Consider the following 25,530-nt stretch of genomic DNA (forward strand, 5'->3'; position numbering starts at 1 on the left):
GAGAAATCGATTCAAGTCCAAGCTAAAATATGCACAGACTGATACAAGGAGTAGATCGATGTTTTCGTTGGTGCAGCTGGAGTGTTTTGTCGCCGTGGCCGAGGAGTTGCATTTCGGGGCCGCCGCCGAACGGCTGCGGATCACCCAGCCTCCGTTGAGTCGCCAGATTCAGCTGCTCGAGCGTGAGCTGGGCGCCCTGTTGTTCAATCGCACCAGCCGCCGGGTGGAGATGACGGCCGCGGGCCAGTCGCTGCTGCCGAGCGCGCGCCGGGTACTCGATCTGGCCGCCAAAATGGCCGTCGACGTGCGCCGGGTCGCTTCGGGCGCGGCCGGCACCCTGACCGTGGCCTACACGGCGATGGCGGCGCAGAGCGCCCTGCCACTGTTCATTCGGCGAGCCGCAGAGGACATGCCCGACGTGACCCTCGTGCTGCGCGAACTCGTGACCACCGACCAGATGGACCAGCTCGTCAAGGGCACCGTTGACCTCGGGCTCTTACGTCCCCTGGTGGCGAGGCCGGGCATCCTGACCCGCCAAATCATGTCAGAGCGGATGGTCGCGGCCATTCCCGCACACAGTCACCTCGCCGTACCAACCGGCCCGATTTCCCTCCTCGAATTCGATCATGAACGCCTGCTGATGTATTCGCCCACCGAGGCCAGGTACTTTCACGACCTGCTGCTGCGGCTCTTCGCCGCGAGTGGCAGCCAGCCGGTCGTCATCCAGTACGCGAGCCAGGTGCCTGCACTGCTGGCGCTCGTGCAGGCGGGGCTCGGTCTGACTCTCGTGCCGGAATCCGCCCAACGCTTTGCGCCGGAGGGCGTGGTCTTTCGTGACCTGGACTCGACTTCGCCCACCGACCGGCTCAATATCGTTCATCTCGACGTGGCGTGGAGCGAGGAAAGCGCCAACCCGGTCGTGGCGAAGGCCGTCGAAATGCTGTCAAGACCGGAAACTACCGAAGAGTGATCGATGCTGTGCGCGCATCAGTGCATGCAGATTTCATGTTGAAGCGGCATTGATTCATTCCTAAGCTGGGTGGCAGACAGCGTGACCCGCCGCCCAAAGGAGTGCTTTCATGACCGTGCCGACCGGAACCACCGTGACTACCGTGACCACCGACCTCACCGGATCTTGCCTGATCGGCGGCGCCGCCGTCCGTGGAACCCACGGCGAGGTCTCCGGTGTCAACCCGGTCACCGGCGAGACCCTGGCGCCGAGCTATGGACTGGTCGGTATCGACGAGGTCGACCACGCCGCCGAACTCGCGTGGACGGCTTTTGCCAGCTACCGCAAGACCTCGCCGGCGGCCAGAGCGGCTTTTCTCGAGACCATTGCCGACAATATTGCGGCCCTCGGATCGGCACTCACCGACCGGGTCATCGCCGAGACCGGCCTCCCGCTGCCGCGCGTACTCGGCGAAACCGGGCGAACCGTCGGCCAGCTGCGGCTATTCGCTGCCGTGCTGCGTGAGGGGAACTTTCACGGCGCCCGCATCGACGCGGCGCAGCCTGACCGTACCCCACTGCCGCGTCCCGACATCCGCTTGCAATCGATCGCCCTCGGACCGGTTGCCGTCTTCGGCGCGAGCAACTTTCCGCTCGCTTTCTCGGTCGCCGGCGGGGACACCGCCTCGGCGCTCGCCGCCGGATGCCCGGTCATCGTCAAAGCGCACAGCGCCCACCCCGGCACCTCCGAACTCATTGGAGGAGCCATCCGCGCGGCAGTCGTTCACCATGACCTGCCCGAAGGGGTGTTCTCCCTTCTCTACGGCAGTGGCGCCGTGGTCGGCACGGCCCTCGTGACCCACCCGCGGATCAAGGCCGTCGGCTTCACCGGGTCGCGCGGCGGCGGGCTCGCCCTCGTGACGGCGGCCGCGAACCGCCCGGAACCCATCCCGGTGTACGCGGAGATGAGCAGCATCAACCCCGTATTCGTACTGCCAGGAGCACTCGCGCACAACGCGGCCGGCCTCGGCGAGCAGTGGGTCGCGTCCGTTGTGACCGGAACGGGCCAGCTGTGCACCAGTCCAGGGCTCGTTTTCGTTCCGGAGGGTCCTGCCGGGCAGGCATTCACGGCCGCCGCTACGGCTGCCGTGCAGAAACTTTCGGCCACACCGATGCTGACCGCGGGAATCAGGGATGCCTTCGACCGTGGTGCCACCCGGTTCCGCGAACATGCCGGCGTGCGGAACCTGACCGATCGTGTCTCCGACAGCGCACTGGTCGTTGGGGCCGCACCGCAGCTGTTCGCCACCGACGCCGCAATCTTTCTGGCTGACCCTGCGCTGCAGGAGGAGGTCTTCGGCCCAGCCAGTCTGGTCGTGACCGTGCGCGACACCGCCCAGATGGTTCAAATTCTGGCCGGCCTGGAAGGCCAGCTGACCGTGACCCTGCATACGGATGCCGATGAGCCCGGTTGCGCAGAGCTGCTGGACGCTGCCGAATTGCGCGCGGGGCGGGTGCTCTTCAACGGCTGGCCGACCGGCGTCGAGGTTGTCTCGGCGATGGTGCACGGCGGACCGTTTCCGGCGACCTCGAACGCGCAGGGCACCTCGGTGGGCACCTTGGCGATCGATCGCTTCCTGCGCCCGGTGAGCTACCAGAACGTACCGGCAGCGCTGTTGTCGGAGGCCCTGCAAGATGACAATCCGCTCGGTATTGTGCGCCAGCACAACGGCCAGTTCGCGCGCGAGTAGAACGGGCCCCGATGACTTCCACCCCGACACTGTTGAGCGCCAGTTCGACCAGTACGAGTCCGACCATCGAGTCGATGCGGGTGGTGCCGGTTGCCGGCCACGACAGCATGCTGCTCAACTTGAGCGGAGCCCACGGTCCCTTTTTCACGCGAAACATCGTGCTGCTGACCGACTCAAATGGCAACACCGGGGTGGGGGAAGTACCCGGTGGCGAGCCGATTCGCCGTACCCTCGAGGACGCCAGGGAGTTCGTGGTCGGGTCGCGCCTCGGCGATTATCTGAACACCCTGCGTCGGGTGCGCCAGCAGTTCAACGACCGCGATTCCGGTGGCCGCGGGGCACAGACCTTCGACCTACGAACCACCATCCACGTGGTCACCGCCTTCGAGGCAGCCCACCTCGACCTTCTGGGGCAGCACCTCGGCGTGCCCGTTGCCGCCCTGCTCGGCGAGGGCCAGCAACGTGACGCCGTCGACACTCTGGGGTACCTATTCTTTGTCGGTGACAAGCACCGCACGGACCTGCCCTACGTCGAGACCGATCCCGGAACGGATGCCTGGTCGCAGGTTCGCCATGAGGCGGCCCTCGACCCGGAAGGAGTCGTTCGGCTCGCGGAGGCGGCGTTCGAGCGGTATGGGTTTCGTGACTTCAAACTCAAGGGTGGGGTGCTGCCGGCGTGGGAGGAGGCGGCGGCCATCCGAGCGCTCGCGAACCGGTTCCCAGAGGCGCGCGTCACCCTCGACCCGAACGGCGGTTGGCTGCTCGAGCAGGCAGTGGCCGTCGGTCGGTCCCTGCGGGACGTGCTCGCCTACGCCGAGGACCCCGTCGGTGCCGAGGGGGTGTTCTCCGGTCGGGAGGTCATGGCGGAGTTCAAACGCGCCACCGGCCTGCCAACGGCCACCAATATGATCGCGACGGACTGGCGCGAACTGGGTCACACCATCCGCTCGAATGCGGTAGATATTCCGCTCGCCGACCCGCACTTCTGGACCATGGCCGGCTCGGTGCGCGTCGCCCAGCTGTGCAACGACTGGGGATTGCAGTGGGGGTCGCACTCGAACAACCACTTCGACGTGTCGCTGGCCATGTTCACGCACGTCGCCGCCGCCGCGCCCGGCACGCCGACCGCAATCGACACGCACTGGATCTGGCAGGACGGGCAGAACCTCACCTCGAACCCGCCGCAGATACGTGACGGCCAGATCGCGGTGCCGACCGCACCAGGACTCGGCGTGACCATTGATGAGGAGCGTTTGCAGGCCGCGAATGAGCTCTATCTGGCCAGGGGGCTCGGCAGTCGCGATGATTCTTTAGCGATGCAGTACCTCATCAACGGGTGGGCGTTCGATCCCAAGCGGCCAGCTCTCGACCGGTGATTCCCTCGCGCGGCGGCTACTGACTGGTTGATTTCTGGGGGCTCTCGCCGATTCCGCGCTGCGACAGCGGCACGAAGTTCGGGTCGTCGATGCCGACATCGTGCTGCCAGGTGGGGGCGAGGCGTTTGAGTCGAAGCATGCGCCACTGCCAGAACGCCCAGAAGGTGGGCCAGAGCGCGAGCGTGGCCGGGCGGCCGCGAAAGATGAGCTGGTCGCGGTAGAGCGTTTTGCCGGTGCCGGCCGGGTCGGGCGCGATCGCCATGCGGTGATCCCACAGCGTCACCGCGCTCAGCGCGCCGGACACACCGCGGCCGGTATCGCGCAGGATGCGCACCCCGTCGGCCCGGTGGGTGGAGTTGGCGAGCCGAATGATCTGCGTGCCCATCGGCACCAGGCCGAGCATGGAGAACACGGCGGGGTGCTCCCCGGGCTCCCAGCGCGTGGGAAAGCCGTCGGCTTCGAGTGATTCAACCGCCATGAACGGGCTGCTCACCTCGCGGAACACGGCGGGGCTGTGGATGGCGTGCCAGGCGGCATCCGGTGTGCAGTCGAGGATCTCTTTGAGCAGTACGCGCATCTGCCCAGTCTGGTTGACGGTGGCCATCAGTACAACTGGATGCAGTACAAATGAAGGGTGGCAATTCGGTTCTGGCTCGGCGTGGTGCACCGCGAGCACGTGCTGCGCGGGGTCGATCTGGGCATTGCCCGCGCCAATCGCGGTGCCGGCGACGTGATCGCGCAGATGGGTGAGGCCGACGGCATCGTCTACTACTCGCCGAAGACCGCGATCGAGGGCGATCCGCTCAAGGAATTCACCGCAATCGGTCGAATAGCGGATGCGCACGCTTATCGGGTAGGCGACCCCGGCAACGAGTGGCGGCCGTGGCGGCGCCGGGCCGACTACGACCTGGATGCCTGGCCCACCAGCATCCGCCCGCTGTTGCCGGTGCTGCAGCTGACTCGCGGCAACTCGGACTGGGGATTTCAGCTGCGCCGCGGCGTGCTCGAGATCTCGCGGCACGACTTCGAGATGATTCGGCAACAGATGCGCCGGCCCTCCGCCGACGACCGGTAGCACCCAGCATGCCTCATTAGACTTCTTGATATGAATGGCGATCTCTGGTGGGTACCCTCGGTCATCGTTATCGGCCTCGTTGTGGCCGGAGTCTGGGCGCTGGTGACTGCCTCGCGGCGGCGCACCCGGGCCAGACTCGGGCAGGTGCGCGCGGCGGCCACCGAATTGGAGCGCACCGCGGCGAGCAGCCTGGTGCGCGCCGACGACCTCGTGCAGGACGCGACCGACGAGCTCAATTTCGCAATCGCGCAGTTCGGGGAATCGTCGACCCGGGAGTTCGCGGCCGCGCTCGGCACCTCCCGGCGGCAGCTCAGCGACGCCTTCGCGCTGCAGCAGAAACTCGACGATGCCGTACCGGACAGCGCGGCCGAACGCACCCGCTGGAACCAGCAGATCGTGCAGCTCGCCGATGAGGCGACCAACCGGCTGACCAGCCAAGCCCGGGATTTCACGGCCAAGCGCGGCGTAGAACGCAATGCGCCGCAACAGCTTGACGAGCTGCGCCGCCGACTCGACCGGGTATCCGACCGGGTCGCCGGCGGCACGAGCACCCTCACCCGGCTGGGGCTGAGCTATTCCGCGGCGGCCCTAGCGCCGATCAGCGGCAACGTCGACCGGGCCCGCACGGCTCTCGACGCGGCCAGGGTGAGTGCCGATGCTGCGGCGGCCCGCCTCGAGGCGGCATCGTCCGAACCCGTCGGTGAACAGTTGCAGGCCGCCGAGCACGCGCTGTTTCAGGCCACGCAGCTGCTCGATGCCATCGAAACCGGCGAAGACCAGCTGCATCGTGGCTTCGCGAACCTGCAGAAAGCGCTGGAATCGGCCGGGTCGGAACTCGCCGAAGCCCGCGCCCTGCGCGATGGTCACGAGGAATCCGACGCGAGCGCGTCGCTCAACCAGGTCATCACTGCCGCCGCGTCGGTGCAGGCTTCTCTGCGTGAGGCCGGACGGCGCAGTGACCCGGCCGCCGATCTTGTGGCCTTGGAGACGGCGATGAACGGGCTGGACGGCATCCGCTCCGAGGCGCGCAACCGTCAGCTGCGCCTCGACAACGCGCGCACCGCCCTGGCCGGCGCGCTGCTCACCGCGCGCAGCCAGATCACCGTCACCCACGACTTCGTCGCCGCGAATCGAGGCCGGGTGCAGGCCGGCGCCCGCACCCGCCTGGCCGAGGCCGAGCGCCAGCTGGCGATCGCCGTGGCCGAGACCGACCCGGTGACCGCCCTCGACACCGCCCGCCGGGCGATGACCCTCGCAACGGATGCCGACGCCCTCGCCCGCTACGACACGCACTAGACGAGGTCGAGAGTGTACGAGCCCCCACCTGCATCCGCTGGAGGTGCGCTCGCTTGAAGGAGAACGGCTAGGGGCCAGCAGATGCCGCAGCCCGGCGCCGGATCGCCGGGGTGATCTCGCGCCGCAACCAGGTGATGGCGTGGGCCTGGTCGAAACGGCGGGCGCAGAGGCCGCAGGCCAGGGGCCGGGTGGGCTGTCGATAGCGAAAGTGAGTGTGCCCGGCGGGACAGGTGCCCACCCAGGGGGCGAGCTCGTTGGCGATCTCACCGTCGTGGGTGCGCTTGCCGTCGTAGCCGAGCTCGAACGCCATCTTCTTCCAGCGCGGGCCGTGCCCGGCGCGCGAACCGGCCAGCGCGTGAGCGAGCTCGTGCCGCAGAATCTGGTGCACGTCGTCGTCGGAATACCGCGCGGCGAGGTAGCGCGACACGGTGATGTGCTTCTTACTGAAATTACACAGGCCCGCCCGCTTCTTCGCGTTGTCGAAGCCGAAGGTCCAGCTGGGGTCGAGGTGGAGCGCGATGAGCGCATCGGCCCACCGGCGCACCTGAACGAGGTCGGCCATTAAGGGCCCGCCGTTGCCGCGTCAGAACCGGGTGCCTGGGGGGAATGGGGCGCGTGCATCATCGGGGCGCCACCTGCACTTGATAGAGCCGGTCGTCGCCGGCCGCCGGGGATCCCCGGCCATCGGTGTTATTACTCACAAACCACAGTGTGTCAGCCGGCCCCGGCACCACGTCGCGCAGGCGGCCATACCTGTTCACAAACCATTCCGTGGGCGTGTCTGTGGAGGAGGCAGCCGTGATCGGGATGCTCCACAGTCGTTCCCCGCGCAGGCTCGCCATGAAGATGGTGTCATTGACGATGGCGATTCCGCTCGGGCTGGCCTGGTCGGTCGACCACTGCTGTTCCGGATCGACATAGGCCGGATCCCCCGCCTGGCCCTCGACCATCGGCCAGCCGTAATTGCCGCCGGGCACGATGCGGTTGAGTTCGTCCCAGGTGTTCTGGCCGAACTCGCTTGCCCAGAGCTGACCGCGCGAATCCCAGGCCAGGCCCTGCGGATTCCGGTGCCCGAACGAGTACACGAGCGTGCCGAACGGATTGCCCTCCGGCACGGCCCCGGTGGGCGTCAGGCGCAGAATCTTACCGCCGAGCGAGCCCGTGTCCTGGGCAGTGGCCGTGTTTCCGGCGTCCCCGACGCTCGCGTAGAGCAGTCCGTCGGGACCGAACGCGATGCGACCGCCGTTGTGATTCCCGGCGCGGGGGATCGAGTCCAGCACGAGGGTGGGCGCCCCGAGGGTGTGGCTGCCGGGGGAGCCGGCCAGCGGCATCCGCTCGATGCGATTATCGGACGCGGTGGTGAAATAGGCGTAGACCCAGCCCGCGCCGCCCGGGGCAGAGGTGTCGGGCAGGAACGCGAGACCGAGCAGCCCACCCTCCCCGCCGGGTCGCGCCGCCGCGATACTGCCGGCCTCCCGCAGGCTGCCGTCGGGCAGAAACTCACGCACCCGGGTGGTGTCGCGTTCGCTGATGAGCGTGGCGCCGTCTGGAAGCGGCAGAATCGACCACGGAGCCGCGAGACCCGAGGCCATCACCACCGGTTCGCCGAGCGGATGCACCGGAGTCAGCTGGCCGTTTTCCGTGGCGGTCGGGGCGGGCCCGGCCGGTGTGGACGTCGCCGGTGTGGCGCGCGGTGCCGCGGCGGTGCATCCGCTCACCGCGAGCACCAGCAGCACGGCCGACACGGAGAAAACCGCGCGACGCAGCGAAAGATCAGTCACCGTTCACCTCGCCTTCGTGGTGAACACAGCATGCCGTAGATCTCGGTCACCGGCTACGTTCCGTCTGGGATGGTGCACAACTCCTGCAATTTCGGGCTGAACGCAGCGGGTACCGCGTGATTCCGGGCGTGTTTCCATGGTCTGCGCCGAATTGCAGGAGTTATGCACGCGGGCCCGCTGGCTTGGGTCAGCCGCGCGCCGCGATGTGCGACTCCACGACGGCCACGGCGAGCAGCGAGCTGTCGAGCTCGTCGGCGTCTGCGCCGTCTTTCTCGCGCAGAAACACGGCGGCGGTGAAGTCCGCGAGTGCGCCGTCGAGGTTGCCCTGGTCGAAGTACACCTTGCCGCGGTGCTGCCGGGCGTAGGCGGCGAGGCGGGTCCATTCGTGCACCTCGGAGTCGAGGATGCAGTGGGTCAGCTCACTCGCGGCCTCGTGGAGTTTGCCCTGAAACTGCAGAACCTGCGCCCGACGGATGCGACTGGCCACGGCCTGCTCCCGGTTGCCGGTGAACCGGGACTGGCGCAGCGCCTCGTTCGCGATCTCCCAGGCCTCGTCGAGCCGACCGACCAGGCGCAGCAGGGCAACCTTCTCGTTGAGCGCGGCCAGGCTGCGCAGGTTGCCGAGTTCTTCCAGCCGCTCGCCGGCGGCCAGCAGGTCGACTTTTTCGCGCAGGGTGATGGGGTCGTAACCGATGATGAAACTCAGGGTGTGTTCCTGTAATGGCGAGGGCGGCCGGGGGCCGCGGTGATTGACGGGTGCACCCAGAGTACCGCCGCGGGCGGGCATCCGGCCGTAGCTCCGACGGTGTCGCGCCGGCCCGGTGGCTTAATCAGGAAAATCGCAGTATGGGTCGTGGCGCAACCGCGAGAAAGCGGATGCCGCCCCCGCGCCGCGCCCGCATCTCCTGAATTAGCCCCGGAGCAAGCTAGTGCCCGATCTGAAAGACCGTGCGGCCCGGCAGCGGTGACTGGGTCGAGGTCTCGTCGGTCGCCACGAGAGATCCGGCCATGAACGCTTTCAGTTCCGCTCCCTCAATCACCTTCGCCGGGTGCGGTCCGTTGGCGAGCAAGCGCGGAATCCAGTTCAGGTCGATCGGCGTGTGCGCTGCCACGAACACGATATTGCCGAACCGTCGGCCCTTGAGCACCTGCGTCTCGGCGAAACCGATCACGTGTTCGAACACCGCCGAGAGGGTGGCGGCCTGGCCCCGCGCGAACGCGAGGCCGGGACCATCCGCTACGTTGACGGCGAGCACACCACGCGCCGACAACAGCGGGGCGGTGAGCGCGAAGAATTCGCGGCTCGTCACATGCTTCGGGGTGCGCGCTCCCGAAAAGATGTCGACCACGACGAGGTCGACGGCGCCGTGCAGTCCCGCGGGCAGTTTGCCGAGCACCTCGCGCGCATCGCCGTGGCGCACCCGCAACTGAGCGCGTTTGTCCCACGGCAGCACCTCGCGAACGAGGTCGATCAGGTCGCTCTCGATCTCGACGACCTGCTGGCGGGAACCCGGCCGGGTCGCCTCCACATAGCGCGGCAGCGTGAGGGCGCCGGCCCCGAGGTGCACCGCCGTGATCGGCTCGTGCGGATCGCCGAGCAGGTCGATCACGTGCCCGATGCGCTGGATGTACTCGAAGAACAACTCGTCCGGGTGGTCGAGGTTCACGTGCGACTGCGGCGTGCCGTCGACCACGAGCTGAAAGCTGCCGGGGGTGAACCGGTCAGGCTCGATCACCGCGGTGTGTCCGCTCAACGTCAACACGACAGACGGATGCCCGTCGCTCGCCTCACTCTTACGCCCAGTGCTCATGGTTCCAGTGTGCGCCCTCCCACGGGGCCGACTGCGCACGATCCGTGGGGCGGCGCCGCGCCATCCGTTTCGTGAGAGAGCTCCGGCATGCGTTCAGCCACGATTTGCCGCCTTTGCGGCCGGAACTGAGGGGGTTATACCTGAGAATCTGCTTGATCGCAACAATTAGGTGGACACACCGGTCAGGAAGGCATATAGTTGACCCTTGCGCTCCCAGACAAACTATGCCTTCATATTGCGGTCGGCTTTGCGTGTTCAAGCCACCTTGAGGCACACCTCTTATGAGGGTCTGCGGAGTCATCACCAATAACAGTAACTAGACCTGACGGGGTCCACGGAGGTTATTTCCTTGGCTGCTGCGCGCAACGCAACCACCAACTCACCCAAGAACGGCCGCTCGCACGAGCGTCTGTCGTTCGCAAAGATCAGCGACCACTTGAACGTTCCGGATCTGCTCGCTTTGCAGACCGAGAGCTTTGACTGGCTCGTCGGCAACGACATCTGGAAGGCTCGCGTCGCCGAGGCCCAGAAAGCCGGACGCCAGGACCTGCCGAATCGCACCGGGCTCGATGAGATCTTCGAGGAGATCTCTCCCATCGAAGACCTCGGCGAAACGATGCAGCTGTCGTTCACCAACCCGGAGCTCGAGCCGGAGAAGTACACCATTGACGAGTGCAAGGAAAAGGGTAAGACCTACTCCGCACCCCTCTACGTGAACGCTGAATTCATGAACCACCTCACCGGTGAGATCAAGACTCAGACCGTGTTCATGGGTGACTTCCCGTTGATGACCCCCAAGGGCACCTTCGTGATCAACGGCACCGAGCGTGTCGTCGTGTCGCAGCTGGTGCGTTCCCCGGGCGTGTACTTCAACCGCGAGCAGGAGAAGACGTCTGACAAGGACATCTACTCCGCCCGAGTCATCCCGAGCCGTGGTGCCTGGCTTGAATTCGAGATCGACAAGCGCGACCAGGTTGGCGTGCGCATCGACCGCAAGCGCAAGCAGTCCGTGACCGTGTTCCTGAAGGCCCTCGGCCTCACCAGCGAGCAGATCCTCGAAGAGTTCAAGGGCTACGCGTCCATCGAGCTCACCCTTGAGAAGGACAACATCCTCACCAAGGAAGAAGCCCTCAAGGACATCTACCGCAAGCTTCGTCCCGGCGAGCAGGTTGCCGCCGAGGCTGCGCGTGCGCTCCTCGACAACTTCTTCTTCAACTCCAAGCGCTACGACCTGGCCAAGGTTGGTCGTTACAAGATCAACCGCAAGCTCGGCCTCGAGGCGCCGCTCAGCGACTCCGTACTGACGCTCGCGGACATCCTGGCCACCATCAAGTACCTCGTTGCCCTGCACGACAACCAGACCACCCTTCCGGGCCTGCGCGACGGCAAGATGACCGACATCAACATCGACATCGACGACATTGACCACTTCGGTAACCGTCGTATCCGTGCCGTTGGCGAGCTCATTCAGAACCAGGTGCGCACCGGCCTGTCCCGCATGGAGCGCGTCGTTCGCGAGCGCATGACGACGCAGGACATCGAAGCGATCACCCCGCAGACCCTGATCAACGTGCGCCCCGTCGTCGCCGCGATCAAGGAGTTCTTCGGTACCTCGCAGCTGTCGCAGTTCATGGACCAGAACAACCCGCTCGCCGGATTGACGCACAAGCGTCGCCTGTCCGCGCTGGGCCCGGGTGGTCTGTCCCGTGACCGCGCCGGCGTCGAGGTGCGAGACGTTCACCCCTCGCACTACGGCCGCATGTGCCCCATTGAGACCCCGGAGGGCCCGAACATCGGCCTGATCGGCTCGCTCGCCTCGTTCGCGCAGATCAACGCGTTCGGCTTCATCGAGACGCCGTACCGTCGTGTACTCAACAACAAGGTCACCGAGACCATCGATTACCTCACCGCGAGTGAGGAAGACGACTTCATCGTCGCCCAGGCCAACGCGCCGCTCACGAAGGACTCGCACTTCGCCGAGGCCCGCGTGCTCGCTCGTAAGAAGGGTGGCGAGGTCGACCTCGTTCCCGCTGAAGACATCGGCTACATGGATGTCTCGCCGCGCCAGATGGTGTCGGTTGCGACCAGCCTCATCCCGTTCCTCGAGCACGACGATGCAAACCGCGCGCTCATGGGTGCCAACATGCAGCGTCAGGCTGTGCCGCTTCTTCTCAGCGACAGCCCGCTCGTCGGAACCGGCATGGAGGTCTACACGGCCATCGACGCCGGTGACGTGCTCACCGCGTCGAAGCCCGGTGTGGTCTCCGAAGTGTCGGCTGACGTCGTCACCATCCAGCTCGATGAGGGCGGCACGCAGGACTACTACCTGCGCAAGTTCAGCCGCTCCAACCAGGGCACGAGCTTCAACCACCGCGTGATCGTCAACGCCGGTGAGCGCATCGAAGCCGGCGAGGTCATCGCCGACGGACCCGCCACCGACCAGGGCGAACTCGCCCTCGGAAAGAACCTGCTCGTGGCATTCATGCCGTGGGAAGGCTATAACTTCGAGGACGCGATCATCCTGAGCCAGAACCTGGTGAAAGACGACACCCTCTCCTCGATTCACATCGAAGAGTACGAAGTGGATGCCCGCGACACCAAGCTGGGTAAGGAAGAGATCACTCGCGACCTTCCCAACGTGTCGCCGGACTTCCTCGCCGACCTCGACGAGCGTGGCATCATTCGCATCGGAGCCGAGGTTCGCCCCGGCGATATCCTCGTGGGCAAGGTCACGCCCAAGGGCGAGACCGAGCTCTCCGCTGAGGAACGCCTGCTGCGCGCCATCTTCAACGAGAAGAGCCGCGAAGTTCGCGACACCTCGCTCAAGGTTCCCCACGGTGAGCGCGGCACCATCATCGGTGTCAAGGTGTTCGACTCGCAGGACGGCGACGACGAGCTCGGCTCGGGCGTCAACCAGCGCGTTGTCGTGTTCATCGCCCAGAAGCGCAAGATCACCGAGGGTGACAAGCTCGCCGGCCGTCACGGCAACAAGGGTGTCATCTCCCGTATTCTGCCGATCGAGGACATGCCGTTCCTCGCCGACGGAACCCCGGTTGACATCATCCTCAACCCGCTCGGCATCCCCGGTCGAATGAACTTCGGCCAGGTGCTGGAAACGCACCTCGGCTGGATTGCGAAGCAGGGCTGGAACGTCGAGGGCAAGCCGAAGTGGGCTGCTCGTCTTCCGGAGCACGCCTTCAGCGCAGCCCCCGGCACGAAGGTCGCCACCCCGGTGTTCGACGGTGCGCTCGAGATCGAGATCGAGGGCCTTCTGGACTCCACGACCCTGACCCGCGACGGCGAACGCCTCATCGGTTCCACCGGAAAGACCCAGCTCTTCGACGGCCGCTCCGGCGAGCCGTTCCCGATGCCGGTGTCCGTCGGCTACATGTACATCCTGAAGCTGCACCACCTCGTCGACGACAAGATCCACGCTCGTTCGACCGGACCGTACTCCATGATCACGCAGCAGCCGCTGGGTGGTAAGGCGCAGTTCGGTGGCCAGCGTTTCGGTGAGATGGAGGTGTGGGCGCTCGAAGCATACGGAGCCGCTTACGCCCTGCAGGAACTCCTGACCATCAAGTCTGACGACATCCTCGGCCGCGTCAAGGTGTACGAAGCCATCGTCAAGGGTGAGAACATCCAGGAACCCGGCATTCCCGAGAGCTTCAAGGTTCTTATCAAGGAAATGCAGTCGCTCTGCCTGAACGTCGAAGTGCTTTCGGCCGACGGCACCGCAGTCAGCCTGCGCGACACGGATGACGAGGTGTTCCGTGCTGCGGAAGAACTCGGCATCAACATTTCCACCCGGTTTGAGTCGTCGTCCATCGACGACATCTAAGCCCGGTCCAAAGAAACTTCGAAAACTTTCCAAGGAGAGAAATTGCTCGACGTAACAACATTTGACGAGCTTCGTATTGGCCTGGCTACCGCAGACGACATCCGTCGTTGGTCGCACGGTGAGGTCAAGAAGCCCGAAACCATCAACTACCGCACGCTCAAGCCGGAAAAAGACGGTCTGTTCGGTGAGCAGATCTTCGGACCCTCACGGGACTGGGAATGCTCTTGTGGCAAGTACAAGCGTGTTCGCTTCAAAGGCATCGTCTGCGAGCGTTGCGGTGTCGAGGTCACGAAGTCGTCGGTGCGCCGTGAGCGCATGGGCCACATCGAACTCGCTGCCCCCGTCACGCACATCTGGTACTTCAAGGGTGTGCCCTCGCGTCTCGGCTACCTGCTGGACATGGCTCCGAAGGACCTCGAAAAGGTCATTTACTTCGCCGCCTACATGGTCATCACGGTAGATGAAGACGGTCGCCACCAGGACATGCCTGGCCTCGAGAACGAGCTGCGCCTCGAACTCAAGACCATCGAGTCCAGCCGCGACTCGCGCATCGCCGATCGCCTGCAGCGCCTCGAAACCGACCTCGCAGCACTGGAGGCCGAAGGCGCCAAGAGCGACCAGAAGAAGCGCACCAAGGACGCCGCCGAGAAGGAAATGGGCCAGATTCGCAAGTCTCTGGACGAGCAGATCGCTCACCTCGAGCGTGTGTGGGAAGACTTCCGCACCCTCAAGGTCGGCGACCTGAAGCCGGAAGACTCCGTCTTCCACGAGCTCCAGGACCGTTTCGGCATGTACTTCGAGGCCTACATGGGCGCCGAAGCCATCAAGAAGCGCCTCGAGGCCTTCGACCTGGTCACCGAGAGCGAAAACCTGCACCTGCAGATCGCCGAGGGCAAGGGTCAGAAGAAGATCCGCGCCATCAAGCGTCTGCGCGTGGTCAACGCCTTCATCATGACCGGCAACTCGCCGGCCGGAATGGTGCTCGACGTCGTTCCCGTGCTCCCGCCCGAACTGCGCCCGATGGTGCAGCTCGACGGTGGCCGTTTCGCGACCAGCGACCTCAACGACCTCTACCGTCGTGTGATCAACCGCAACAACCGCCTGCGTCGTCTGCTCGACCTCGGAGCTCCCGAGATCATCGTGAACAACGAGAAGCGGATGCTGCAGGAAGCTGTCGACGCACTGTTCGACAACGGTCGTCGTGGTCGCCCGGTCACGGGTACCGGAAACCGTGCCCTCAAGTCCCTGAGCGACATGCTCAAGGGAAAGCAGGGTCGTTTCCGTCAGAACCTGCTCGGCAAGCGCGTGGACTACTCCGGCCGTTCGGTCATCGTGGTCGGCCCGCAGCTCAAGCTGCACCAGTGTGGTCTGCCCAAGCAGATGGCACTCGAGCTGTTCAAGCCGTTCGTGATCAAGCGCCTGATCGACCTGAGCCACGCTCAGAACATCAAGGCCGCCAAGCGCATGGTCGAACGCTCGCGTCCGCAGGTCTGGGACGTGCTCGAGGAGATCATCCGCGAGCGCCCCGTCATGCTCAACCGTGCACCCACCCTGCACCGTCTGGGCATCCAGGCCTTCGAGCCTCAGCTCGTTGAAGGTAAGGCAATCCAGCTGCACCCCCTCGTCTGCGCGGCGTTCAACGCCGACTTCGATGGTGACCAGATGGCCGTCCACCTTCCGCTCTCGGTTGAAGCCCAGGCCGAGGCACGCATCCTGATGCTCGCCTCGAACAACATCCTCAAGCCGTCTGACGGCCGCCCGGTGACCTTGCCCACCCAGGACATGATCATCGGTCTGCACCACCTCACCACGTTGAAGGAAGGTGTGGTCGGAGAAGGCCGCGCATTCTCCACCGTGTCGGAGGCCATTCTCGCGTTCGACCAGAAGTCGCTCGACCTGAATGCCAAGGTGCGCATCCGCTTGACCGACAAGTACTTCACCGAGGGCACCCAGCCCGAGGGTGTCGAACTGGTCAACGGTCAGGCTGTCGGAACCGTTCTCGTCACCACGAGCCTCGGTCGCGCCATCTTCAACGAGGCGCTTCCGGCCGACTACCCGTACTTCGAAGACGTTGCCAACAAGGTCACCATGTCGACCATCGTCAACGACCTCGCGGAGCGGTACGTCAAGGTGGAGGTCGCTGCAACCCTCGACCGGATCAAGGATGCCGGTTTCTACTGGGCAACCCGTTCCGGTGTCACCGTTGCGCTCAGTGACATCCTCACCCCGCCGAACAAGCCGCAGATCGTTGCCGGCTACGAGAAGCAGGCCGCCAAGGTTCAGGCACAGTTCGACAAGGGTCTCACGACCGACCTCGAACGTCGCCAGGAGCTCATCCAGATCTGGACCCGTGCCACGGAAGACGTCGCCGCAGCGATGCAGGCGAACTTCCCGGCCGACAACACGATCAACCGCATGGTCACCTCAGGTGCTCGTGGTAACTGGCTGCAGGTGCGTAACATCGCCGGCATGCGAGGCCTCGTGAACAACCCGAAGGGTGAGATCATCCCTCGCCCGATCATCTCGAGCTACCGCGAAGGCCTGTCCGTCGCCGAGTACTTCATTGCTACTCACGGTGCTCGTAAGGGACTGGCCGACACGGCTCTGCGTACCGCTGACTCGGGATACCTCACCCGTCGTCTCGTTGACGTCTCGCAGGATGTCATCATCCGCGAAGACGACTGTGGAACGACGAAGGGTCTCGAACTGCCCATCGCCGGAACCGATGCCACGACCGGTGCGCTCCTGCGCGACGAAGACGGCGGCCTCCTGGTCGACTTCAACGTTGAGAACGCGGTCTACGCTCGCAGCCTGGCCGCAGCCGCGGTCAACGCTGCCGGTGAGGTCATCGCCGACGCCGGAGACGACGTCGGAGACGTGCTCATCGCGAAGCTCATCGCCGGTGGTGTCGAAACCATCAAGGTGCGTTCCGTGCTCACCTGTGAGTCGGCCGTCGGTGTGTGTGCGGTCTGCTACGGCCGCTCGCTCGCCACGGGCCAGCTCGTCGACATCGGTGAGGCCGTCGGTATCATCGCCGCGCAGTCCATCGGTGAGCCCGGCACCCAGCTGACCATGCGTACCTTCCACACGGGTGGGTCGGCATCCGCTGACGACATCACCCAGGGTCTGCCGCGTGTTCAGGAGCTGTTCGAGGCACGTACCCCCAAGGGTGCGTCGCCCATCGTCGACTCCGCCGGACGCATCACGATCGAGGATTCGGACAAGGGCCGCAAGGTCATCCTGACCCCCGACAGCGGCGACGAAGCTATCGCCTACCCGGTGCTCAAGCGTTCGACCCTGCTCGTCGAAGACGGCCAGCACGTCGAGCTCGGACAGCAGATCATCATCGGCGCCGTCGACCCGAAGGAAGTTCTTCGTGTCAAGGGTGTTCGCGCGGTGCAGAAGCACCTCGTCTCCGGTGTGCAGGAGGTCTACCGTTCGCAGGGTGTACCGATTCACGACAAGCACATCGAGGTCATCGTTCGCCAGATGCTTCGCAAGGTGACCGTCGTCGAACACGGCGACACCGGACTGCTTCCGGGCGAGCTCGTTGACCGGTTGAAGTACAACGACCTCAACCGCACGGCGCTCACCGAGGGCAAGAAGACGGCATCCGCTCGCCAGGAGGTCATGGGTATCACCAAGGCTTCCTTGGCGACCGAGTCCTGGCTGTCGGCCGCTTCCTTCCAGGAGACCACCCGGGTTCTGACCCAGGCGGCCATGGAAGGCAAGAGCGACCCGCTGATGGGCCTCAAGGAGAACGTCATCATCGGTAAGTTGATCCCCGCCGGCACCGGCCTTCCCCGCTACCGCGACGTCACCGTCGAGGCAACGGAAGAAGCCAAGGCTGAGCGTTACCCGAACCGCATCTTCACCGAAGATGCCACGTTCAACGAGGGTGACCTGAGCTTCGTCGACTTCGACAGCTTCTCGTCGGACGACCTGGCTCCCGGTACGTACAACTAACCTCGGTTAGCACCAACGGATGGCTCCTGCTTCGGCAGGGGCCATCCGTTATTTAAGCCCGGGTCGGCGAGCACACACGGGTCGGCGAGCATGTGCAGGGTAAGCGGATGCCGCCCGCTGGCTTCGCAGGTGCGCCCCGCCGTCCGGGACCACCTTAGGCAACTGGGCCCATGATCTATCGTGGTCCCACTTTCCGGGCCCGGGCCCGGAAAGTGCCGGAAGGGCAGAGGGCGCAGGGGAGAGGGAAGTGGAGGGGAGGAGAAAAAACGGGGGCGGGGGACGTATACTCGGGGTCTAGAGTAGATGTGACCAGTTCGGGGGAGGCCCGCGTGGCAACCCTGACCGAGATTCTCATTCTGCACGGCTTGCTGCCGATCGAGGTGCTCGACACCCTGATGGCCGGTGATCCGGCCGACGAGGGCGCCGTGCGGCGGCTCGTTGACAGCGGAGTGATCACCGAGCTGCAGTTCGCCAAGGCGCGGGCCGCCCAGGCCAACCTCCCCTTCGTTGAACTGCTCGAATACGCGGTCGAGGCGAGTGCCCTCGCCCTCGTGTCACCGTTGATCTGTCGACGCCATGAGGTGCTGCCGATCGGGATCGTGGCCGGACGTCTCGTGCTCGCGATGGTCGACCCAGGTAACGTGTTTGCGCTCGACGATGTCGGTGAAGCTGCCCGCCTGCGGGTCTCCCCGGTCGTCGCCGAAAGATCGGACCTGCTCGCGGCCATCGCGCGGTATCACCGTGCCGACGACGAGCTCAGCAACCTGACGACCACGCTCGAGGAAGAACACGACTCCATTTCGTCGACGCCGGACCCCAGCGACGAGGTCAACGACGACGGCGCGCCCATCGTGCGGTTCGTGAATTTGCTGGTGAGCCAGGCCATTCAGGACAAGGCCAGTGACATTCACATCGAGCCTGGAGAGGCAAGCCTGCGGGTGCGCTATCGCATCGACGGCGTGCTGCACGAGATGCCGAGCGCGCCGAAAAGTATTCAGAACGGAGTGATCAGCCGCCTCAAAATCATGGCTGATATCGATATTGCCGAACGGCGCAAACCCCAGGACGGCCGCATGTCGGTCAGTCACGGCGGTCGAAAAATCGACTTGCGAGTAGCGACCCTGCCGACGGTCTGGGGCGAAAAGGTCGTGATGCGTATTCTCGACAACTCGACGACGAGCATGGACCTGCGCGCACTGTCGCTGCTCGACCACAACTATGACGACTTCAAGAAGGCCTACTCCAAGCCCTACGGCATGATCCTCGTGACGGGGCCGACCGGGTCGGGAAAGTCGACGACTCTCTACACGACCCTGCACTCGGTCGCCCGTGCGGAGATCAATGTCATCACCGTCGAAGACCCCGTCGAATACCGTATGGCGGGCATCAACCAGGTGCAGGTGAACCCGAAGGCGGGCCTCACCTTTGCGAGCGCACTCCGCAGCATTTTGCGGTGCGATCCCGACGTTGTCCTGCTCGGTGAGATTCGCGACCACGAGACCGCCCAGATCGCGATCGAGGCGGCGCTCACCGGTCACCTTGTGCTCTCCACCCTGCACACCAACAACGCACCGAGCGCGATCACCCGCCTCACCGAGATGGGGATAGAACCTTTTCTCGTGGGCAGTGCCCTCGACTGCGTGGTGGCTCAACGGCTGGCCCGCCGCCTGTGTGACCGCTGCAAGGTGCCCGATACGCGCAGCATTGACGAACTGACGTCCCTCCGATTCGACGCCAACGTCGAACGATTCACCCACGCGAGACCGACGGTGATCTACAAAGCCGCCGGCTGCATCAACTGTTCGCACACCGGCTATCGGGGCCGGCTTGCCGTACATGAGGTGATGACGGTCACCGAGGAAATCGAACGTCTCTGTGTAGCCAGGGCTTCGAGCGCGGCAATCACGCTCGCTGCCCGGGAGCAGGGAATGATCTCCCTGCGTGACGACGGGTGGGCCAAGGTGCGCCTCGGTCTCACTTCCATCGAAGAAATTCTGCGCGTGGTCGCTTAGGTCGAAAGGACCAGTGTCATGACCCACCCCATCTACGAAATCCCGGTCACGCCCCCGGGGGCGGCCGGCGCGGCCTGGCCCCTCGACGATCCAGCCCTCGACGTGCCGGAACCGGCCAGCGGGGCAGCGGCGCGCGAGGAAGAGGACGCGGCCGAGCCGACCCGACGCGGCCAGCGGTCGCCGCTGGACGAAGGGCCTGACCCCGATCTCATTGCGGCACTGCTGACCGTGCTCGATCTCGGCGCCTCCGACCTGCACGTCACCGTGGGGGCTCCGCCGTGCGTGCGGGTCGACGGCAATTTGCGACCGCTGGAGAATTCCAGCAAGTGGATGCGAGACAAGGTCACGCCCGCCCTGCACAGTCTGCTCACCGCGGCGCAACTCGAGCAGTTCGAACGTGAACTCGAGCTCGATTTCGCGTACACGGCTGGCGGAGCCCGCTTTCGAGTGAATTACTTCATTCAGCGCGGCTCGGTCGGCGGCGCGTTCCGGCTGATCCCGCTGGAGATCAGACCGCTCTCCGATCTCGGCGTTCCCCAATCGGTCGGCAATTTCGCCCAGCTGGCCCGCGGCCTCGTGCTCGTGACCGGACCGACCGGATCGGGCAAGTCGACAACGCTCGCCGCCCTCATCGACCTCGTCAACCGCACCAGGGCCGATCACATCGTCACCGTCGAAGACCCCATCGAGTTCCTGCACAAGCATCAGAAATCCCTGGTGAACCAACGCGAGGTGGGCCACGATACGCACAGCTTCGCATCCGCTCTCAAACACGTGCTGCGGCAGGACCCCGATGTGATCCTGATCGGTGAGCTGCGAGACCTGGAGACCATCTCGGTGGCGCTGACCGCTGCGGAGACGGGGCACCTCGTATTCGCCACCCTGCACACCCAGAATGCCGCACAGACCATCGACCGCATCATTGATGTTTTCCCGCCGTTCCAACAGGAGCAGGTGCGCGCCCAGCTCGCAGCGACCCTGCAAGGCGTGGTCTGCCAGGCACTGATCAAGAAAATCGGTGGCGGACGGGCCGTGGCCATTGAAGTGCTCGTGGCTACCCCGGCCATCGCAAACCTGATCCGAGAAGGGAAGACCTATCAGATTCCGTCGGCCATGCAGGCCGGGCGGGCCCTCGGCATGAACACCATGGACCAGCACCTCGCCGAACTCGTCACGACCGGGCTCATCACCCGAAAAGCAGCCGAAGAGAAGGCGCAGGATCGGGCCAGCCTCGCCCAGCTGCTGCGACAGTCGGATGCGGGCGACAGTGCAGCCGGTCCGGCGTCATCGGACGGCATCGACTTTGGTGACTCCTACTCCATGCGGGAACCGCAATGACCACGGGCGGCGTCTTCGCCTACCGGGGCCGCAATGGGGTGGGTAAGATCGTCAGCGGCCGCCTCGATGCCGCGTCCGAGAACGCGGCCACGCAGCGTCTGCGTACCATGGGACTTGCACCGATCTCGGTGGCGGAGGTCAGCGTCGGTACCGGGCTGAAACGGGAATTGCACATCCCCGGTTTCTCCAAGGGGGTGGGGCTGAAGGACCTCGCCATCATGAGCCGACAGATGGCCACCATGACCAGTGCGGGGCTGTCCCTGCTGCGCACGCTGAACATTCTCTCTGAGCAGACCGAAAACCCACAGCTCGCACGAATCCTGGCGACCATTCGCACCGAGGTGGAAACCGGAGCGTCGCTGTCGGAGGCTATGGCGAAGCATGCGCAGGTTTTTCCGCCGATCATGATCAACCTCGTGCGCGCCGGCGAGACCGGGGGTTTTCTCGAAGGTTCGCTCACCTCGGTGGCCGCCAATTTCGAATCGGAAGTGAAGCTGCGAGACACGATCAAGTCGGCGCTGGCCTACCCGGTCGTCGTGCTCATCATGGCGGTGCTGGCCGTCATCGGCATGCTGATCTTCATCGTGCCGGTCTTCGAGAAGATGTTCGCCGGGCTCGGCGGCGAGTTGCCGCTGCCCACCCAGGTGCTCGTGGTGCTGTCCAGGATGATGGTCTGGCTCGGGCCGCTTCTGCTGGTGCTCGGCGCCGCTCTCGCGTTCTGGTGGCGCACCAACAAGAACACCGAAGCGGTGCGCCGCCGGCTCGACCCGTTCAAGCTCAAACTGCCGGTCTTCGGTCGATTGCTCATGAAGCTCGCTATTGCGCGGTTCAGCCGCAATTTCTCGACCATGATCGCCGCTGGTGTGCCTATTCTGCAGTCGCTCGCCATCGTCGGCGAGACGAGCGGCAACTGGGTGATCGAATCCGCCCTGCGGAAGGTCGCCGAGTCGGTGCGGCAGGGCGGCTCGATAGCGGGTCCACTGGCGCTGGAGCCGATCTTTCCGCCGATGGTCGTGCAGATGATCGCCGTCGGGGAAGATGCCGGCGCACTCGAGCAGATGCTCGCCAAGGTCGCCGACTTCTACGACCAGGAGGTGCAGGCCACCACCGAGCAGCTCACGGCCCTCATCGAGCCGCTCATGATCGCATTCATCGGTGTGGTGATCGGCGGCATGATCGTAGCCCTGTACCTGCCCATGTTCAGCATCTTCGAGTACGTGAAATAGTCCATCTGAGGTCACGGAGAACGACTTTACGAAAAGACCCCCATTAAGGGGACTGAAACCGTAAGATCAAAACAGGTGATTTTTTGGCATTTCCCATTTACCCACCATCCCCACCTCGACAGCAATATTTGCAGCAATTCCTGCGCAGCAACTCTTGCACAGCAATAAGGACACAAGCTCATGATTCGACCGATGATTCACCGCACCCTGGCCGCACTCACCCGCACACGCACCGCGATTCGCGATCGGCAACAGGGCTTCACCCTGATCGAATTGCTCGTGGTCGTGCTCATCATCGGCGTGCTCGCCGCCGTGGCCATCCCGATCTTCCTCAACCAGCAGGAGGGCGCCAAGGACAGCGCCGTCAAGGCGCAGATCACCCAAGCGAAGACCGCCGTCGTCGCTGAGATGGTCACCAACACCTTCCCCGCCAGCCTGGCCGCCGCGAGCGCGTACACCGAGAGCAAAGAAGTCACCGTGACGCTCACCGGTTCGGCCGCTGCCTTTTGCATCAGCGGAAAATACACCGGCTCGACGCGAACCTTCGCCATTGATGACAACGGGGCCGCCGTCCAAGGCACCTGCAGCACGGCGTTCGTCGCAGTTGCAACAACTCCGTAACCGCGCCTGCGCTAACCACCAGTGAAAGGGGCGACCATGCCCTCGCGGCCGAAACGCGTCCCGGAACCGTGCGACGAGCGCGGTTTCGGGGTGGTGGAGATTGTCGTGGCCATGTTCCTGATCGGGATCCTGGCGGTGGCGTTCCTTCCCATTCTGGTGCAGAGCGTTCGAGTGACCGCCGCGAACGCTCGCCTCACCGAAGCGACCCAAATCGTTGCCCAGCAATTGGAGCGCGTCGGGGCCGCCGGGTCGAGCTGCTCAGCGGTCAAGGCCATCACCGCGATCGTTCCGGCGGTGGTGTCGACCGAACGTGGTCTGCTGCAACCGCACCTCAGCCTTGACCTGCCGGTGTCCGATGTTTGCGTCGAGCCGTACCTGCGCGTCGTGCAGCTGCGGGTCTGGGTGTCAGACGTCGGCTCATCCGAGGAACTGGCCGCCGCGGAGACTCTCATTCTGCTGGATGCGCCGTGACCGGCGCGGCCGTGACCGGCTCCGCTGCCAGAGGCACCGCTGCATCCGCTTCGACGGCGCCGGAGTCGGGATTCACCCTGATCGAACTACTGGTCTACGTGAGTTTTGCCGTGGTCATACTGGTGATCGTCGGCGGCATGTTGATCAGCTCGGTCGGAACCGAGCGTGACGTGCGCAGCACGACCGAAGCGACCAATCTCGGCCAGCTGATCAGCCGGTCGGTGCAGTCCGGCGTGCGGAACGCCTCACAGGTGTCGTTGCAGAACATCGACGACACCCAACTCCTGGTGGCACGAACAGCGGGCAGCGCGGCATCCGTGGTGTGGGCGTGCCAGGCATGGTTCTACACACCGGCGGCCGGCGGCTCGGTCTACACGAAACGCACTTCACCGGCGAGCCTCATCGCGGCACCCGGCGGCGACCTGGCGAGCTGGATCAAGCTCGGCGAGGGCGTCAGCACGAACGGCTCAGCGGTTTTCGGCGGGGTCAACGACCGCATCACGATCGCCCTCGATCTTGAGGCCGGCACCCAGCCCTCCGTGATCGTCAACACGACGGTGACGCCGCGCACACTCGCAACGGTGGGTGCCCCGTGCCTCTGAACCAAAGACAGCTCGGCCACCCGGGCACCGAGCGGGGCAGCGCGCTCATGGCCGTGATCGGCGTCATGGGCGTGCTGATCGTGATCACGCTCACCCTGACCACGGCCACGCTGTACTCGCTCGATTTCACCCGCAGCACCCGGGCGTCGGTGCAATCGGTCGCCGCCGCCGAAAGCGGTGTCAGCGCCGCCCAACTCAGCCTGACCACGGGCACCTGTCGCCCCGCTTTCTCGCGCTCGTCGCCGCAGTTCACGGCCGCGGTGTCGTACTCAGTGAGCGGGACCGGTGACGCCTGGGTGGCGGGCTGCCCGCCGGTCGGTGTGCCGGCCGTGCGGCTGCGCGTCGAATCCACCGGCAGCTCGCTCACCGGCCCGGCGTCGGACGAGGCCACGGTCGAGGCCATCTTCGATTACGAATCGGCCGTGCCCCCCGGCGTGCAGCCCAGTGGTGCAGCCATGTATCTCCACGGTGGCGTGGTATTCATGAACAACGCCAACCTGCTCGTTGCCGAGTCGGGCCGGGCGGCCATCCAGGTGAAAAACGGCAACGTGTCGTGCTCCAACAACACCGTGATCGAGGGCGATGTCGTCGTAGCGGCTGGCAACCTCAATATCAGCGGATGTTCCATCGAGGGCAACGCCTGGGCATCCGGGGCGGCGACGCTCGGCGCAGTTACCGGCAACCTGACCGCGGCGAGCGTCAACCTGACCGCGGCCCAGCGGGCCAGCCGGATCGGTGGCGTTTACACCCGGAACACCGTCGGCACGCCCATTCCGACCGTGCCGGCCTGGGTGGACCTGAACTACGTGCCGAGCGACTGGGTCGACGCGAACGGGCTGCCGTACCGCGTCGCGCCGATCGGCCTCGGCTGCACGATCGACACGAGCCTTCTGGCCGCGGCCGTGGCGGTGAACGGCGGCAAACCCATCATCATCAACGCCCTGGCCCTTTGCCCGCTCGGCGTCACCGCCGTCGGCACGGTGAAGCTGCCGGGCGACGTCGTGATCTTCGCGAACAAATTCACCTTCGTCAACAATGTGCAATTTCAGTCCTCGACGACTGCGCGGCACAAGCTCTGGTTCATCACGCCCGACCTGGTGGCCGACCAGCTGCCCACCTGCGGTGTGCTGCAGGGCGACTTCTGGATGAAAAACAGCTTCACGATCGCGCCCACACTCGACGCGATGACCTACACCCCGTGCCGGTTCAACGCCATGAACAACTTCGAATGGCGCGGCCAGCTCTACGCGAACGGCGCCAACGACTTCAAGAACAACACCCGGTTCGAGTCCGCGCCGCTCGGGCTGCCGGGAATCGACCTCGAGACCGGCACGGTCACCGGGGGAGGTTCGGCCGGTGCTGTTGCCCGGCTGGGAAACATGACGTCAATGAGGGACCTGAACGATGGATAACAC

At 65.0% G+C, this 25,530-nt stretch carries 19 protein-coding genes; 14 read left to right on the forward strand and 5 right to left on the reverse strand.

Annotated features, from left to right (window positions below; translation table 11 throughout):
* Window positions 1–58 precede the first annotated feature (58 nt).
* The 3 genes from BMW72_RS02985 (at window position 59) to BMW72_RS02995 (ending at window position 4,075) form a co-directional block, all read left to right on the forward strand.
* Window positions 59–970: a LysR family transcriptional regulator gene (locus BMW72_RS02985; protein ID WP_092107129.1), complete on the forward strand. Its 912-nt coding sequence runs from the start codon at window positions 59–61 to the stop codon at window positions 968–970.
* 109 nt (window positions 971–1,079) lie between these two features.
* The gene (locus BMW72_RS02990; protein ID WP_092107131.1) at window positions 1,080–2,699 is read left to right on the forward strand and encodes an aldehyde dehydrogenase (NADP(+)); all 1,620 of its coding nucleotides are present in this window, start codon (window positions 1,080–1,082) and stop codon (window positions 2,697–2,699) included.
* An 11-nt stretch (window positions 2,700–2,710) separates the two neighbouring features.
* Complete coding sequence (locus BMW72_RS02995) at window positions 2,711–4,075, forward strand: enolase C-terminal domain-like protein (protein ID WP_166787739.1); 1,365 nt, start codon at window positions 2,711–2,713, stop codon at window positions 4,073–4,075.
* A gap of 16 nt (window positions 4,076–4,091) precedes the next feature.
* Here BMW72_RS02995 and BMW72_RS03000 read toward each other — a convergent pair whose 3' ends face one another.
* Entirely contained in the window at window positions 4,092–4,679 is a 588-nt protein-coding gene (locus BMW72_RS03000; RefSeq protein ID WP_206750706.1) for a hypothetical protein, read from the reverse strand.
* 30 nt (window positions 4,680–4,709) lie between these two features.
* Between BMW72_RS03000 and BMW72_RS03005 the strand changes: the two genes are divergently transcribed.
* Window positions 4,710–5,150, forward strand: a complete 441-nt coding sequence (locus BMW72_RS03005; protein ID WP_241983932.1) for an EVE domain-containing protein — start codon at window positions 4,710–4,712, stop codon at window positions 5,148–5,150.
* Between the two features lie 30 nt (window positions 5,151–5,180).
* Entirely contained in the window at window positions 5,181–6,446 is a 1,266-nt protein-coding gene (locus BMW72_RS03010; protein ID WP_092107133.1) for a coiled-coil domain-containing protein, read from the forward strand.
* Between the two features lie 67 nt (window positions 6,447–6,513).
* On the opposite strand, the gene BMW72_RS03015 is transcribed toward BMW72_RS03010, so the two are convergent.
* The 4 genes from BMW72_RS03015 to BMW72_RS03030 all read right to left on the reverse strand — a co-directional run bounded on the left by BMW72_RS03015 (window position 6,514) and on the right by BMW72_RS03030 (window position 10,038).
* Complete coding sequence (locus tag BMW72_RS03015; protein ID WP_092107135.1) at window positions 6,514–7,008, reverse strand: SprT-like domain-containing protein; 495 nt, start codon at window positions 7,006–7,008, stop codon at window positions 6,514–6,516.
* 58 nt (window positions 7,009–7,066) lie between these two features.
* The gene (locus tag BMW72_RS03020) at window positions 7,067–8,227 is read right to left on the reverse strand and encodes a PQQ-dependent sugar dehydrogenase (RefSeq protein ID WP_241983933.1); all 1,161 of its coding nucleotides are present in this window, start codon (window positions 8,225–8,227) and stop codon (window positions 7,067–7,069) included.
* A gap of 187 nt (window positions 8,228–8,414) precedes the next feature.
* Window positions 8,415–9,014, reverse strand: a complete 600-nt coding sequence (locus BMW72_RS03025; protein ID WP_241983934.1) for a hypothetical protein — start codon at window positions 9,012–9,014, stop codon at window positions 8,415–8,417.
* Between the two features lie 139 nt (window positions 9,015–9,153).
* Window positions 9,154–10,038, reverse strand: a complete 885-nt coding sequence (locus BMW72_RS03030; protein WP_092107137.1) for a spermidine synthase — start codon at window positions 10,036–10,038, stop codon at window positions 9,154–9,156.
* 349 nt (window positions 10,039–10,387) lie between these two features.
* Between BMW72_RS03030 and rpoB the strand changes: the two genes are divergently transcribed.
* The 9 genes from rpoB (at window position 10,388) to BMW72_RS03075 (ending at window position 25,527) form a co-directional block, all read left to right on the forward strand.
* Window positions 10,388–13,879, forward strand: a complete 3,492-nt coding sequence (rpoB, locus tag BMW72_RS03035; RefSeq protein ID WP_092107139.1) for a DNA-directed RNA polymerase subunit beta — start codon at window positions 10,388–10,390, stop codon at window positions 13,877–13,879.
* Window positions 13,880–13,921: 42 nt separating this feature from the next.
* Window positions 13,922–17,845, forward strand: a complete 3,924-nt coding sequence (locus BMW72_RS03040; RefSeq protein WP_092107141.1) for a DNA-directed RNA polymerase subunit beta' — start codon at window positions 13,922–13,924, stop codon at window positions 17,843–17,845.
* Between the two features lie 329 nt (window positions 17,846–18,174).
* Window positions 18,175–19,857, forward strand: a complete 1,683-nt coding sequence (locus BMW72_RS03045; protein ID WP_092107593.1) for a GspE/PulE family protein — start codon at window positions 18,175–18,177, stop codon at window positions 19,855–19,857.
* A gap of 18 nt (window positions 19,858–19,875) precedes the next feature.
* Window positions 19,876–21,195, forward strand: coding sequence for a type IV pilus twitching motility protein PilT (locus tag BMW72_RS03050; protein WP_092107143.1), 1,320 nt, complete (start codon window positions 19,876–19,878; stop codon window positions 21,193–21,195).
* The gene (locus BMW72_RS03055) at window positions 21,192–22,421 is read left to right on the forward strand and encodes a type II secretion system F family protein (protein WP_092107145.1); all 1,230 of its coding nucleotides are present in this window, start codon (window positions 21,192–21,194) and stop codon (window positions 22,419–22,421) included. Before BMW72_RS03050 ends, BMW72_RS03055 begins: the two co-directional genes overlap by 4 nt.
* A 180-nt stretch (window positions 22,422–22,601) precedes the next feature.
* Window positions 22,602–23,042, forward strand: a complete 441-nt coding sequence (locus BMW72_RS19470; RefSeq protein WP_277871549.1) for a type IV pilin protein — start codon at window positions 22,602–22,604, stop codon at window positions 23,040–23,042.
* A 36-nt stretch (window positions 23,043–23,078) separates the two neighbouring features.
* A complete protein-coding gene (locus tag BMW72_RS03065; RefSeq protein WP_092107147.1) occupies window positions 23,079–23,513 on the forward strand; it encodes a type IV pilus modification PilV family protein in 435 nt (144 codons plus the stop codon).
* Complete coding sequence (locus BMW72_RS03070) at window positions 23,510–24,115, forward strand: type II secretion system protein (RefSeq protein WP_092107149.1); 606 nt, start codon at window positions 23,510–23,512, stop codon at window positions 24,113–24,115. The genes BMW72_RS03065 and BMW72_RS03070 overlap by 4 nt, the downstream gene beginning before the upstream one ends.
* Complete coding sequence (locus BMW72_RS03075; protein WP_134450380.1) at window positions 24,106–25,527, forward strand: hypothetical protein; 1,422 nt, start codon at window positions 24,106–24,108, stop codon at window positions 25,525–25,527. Before BMW72_RS03070 ends, BMW72_RS03075 begins: the two co-directional genes overlap by 10 nt.
* The last annotated feature ends 3 nt before the right edge of the window (window positions 25,528–25,530 follow it).

The sequence above is a fragment of the Cryobacterium luteum genome, from assembly GCF_900110125.1.
GTDB lineage: Bacteria > Actinomycetota > Actinomycetes > Actinomycetales > Microbacteriaceae > Cryobacterium > Cryobacterium luteum.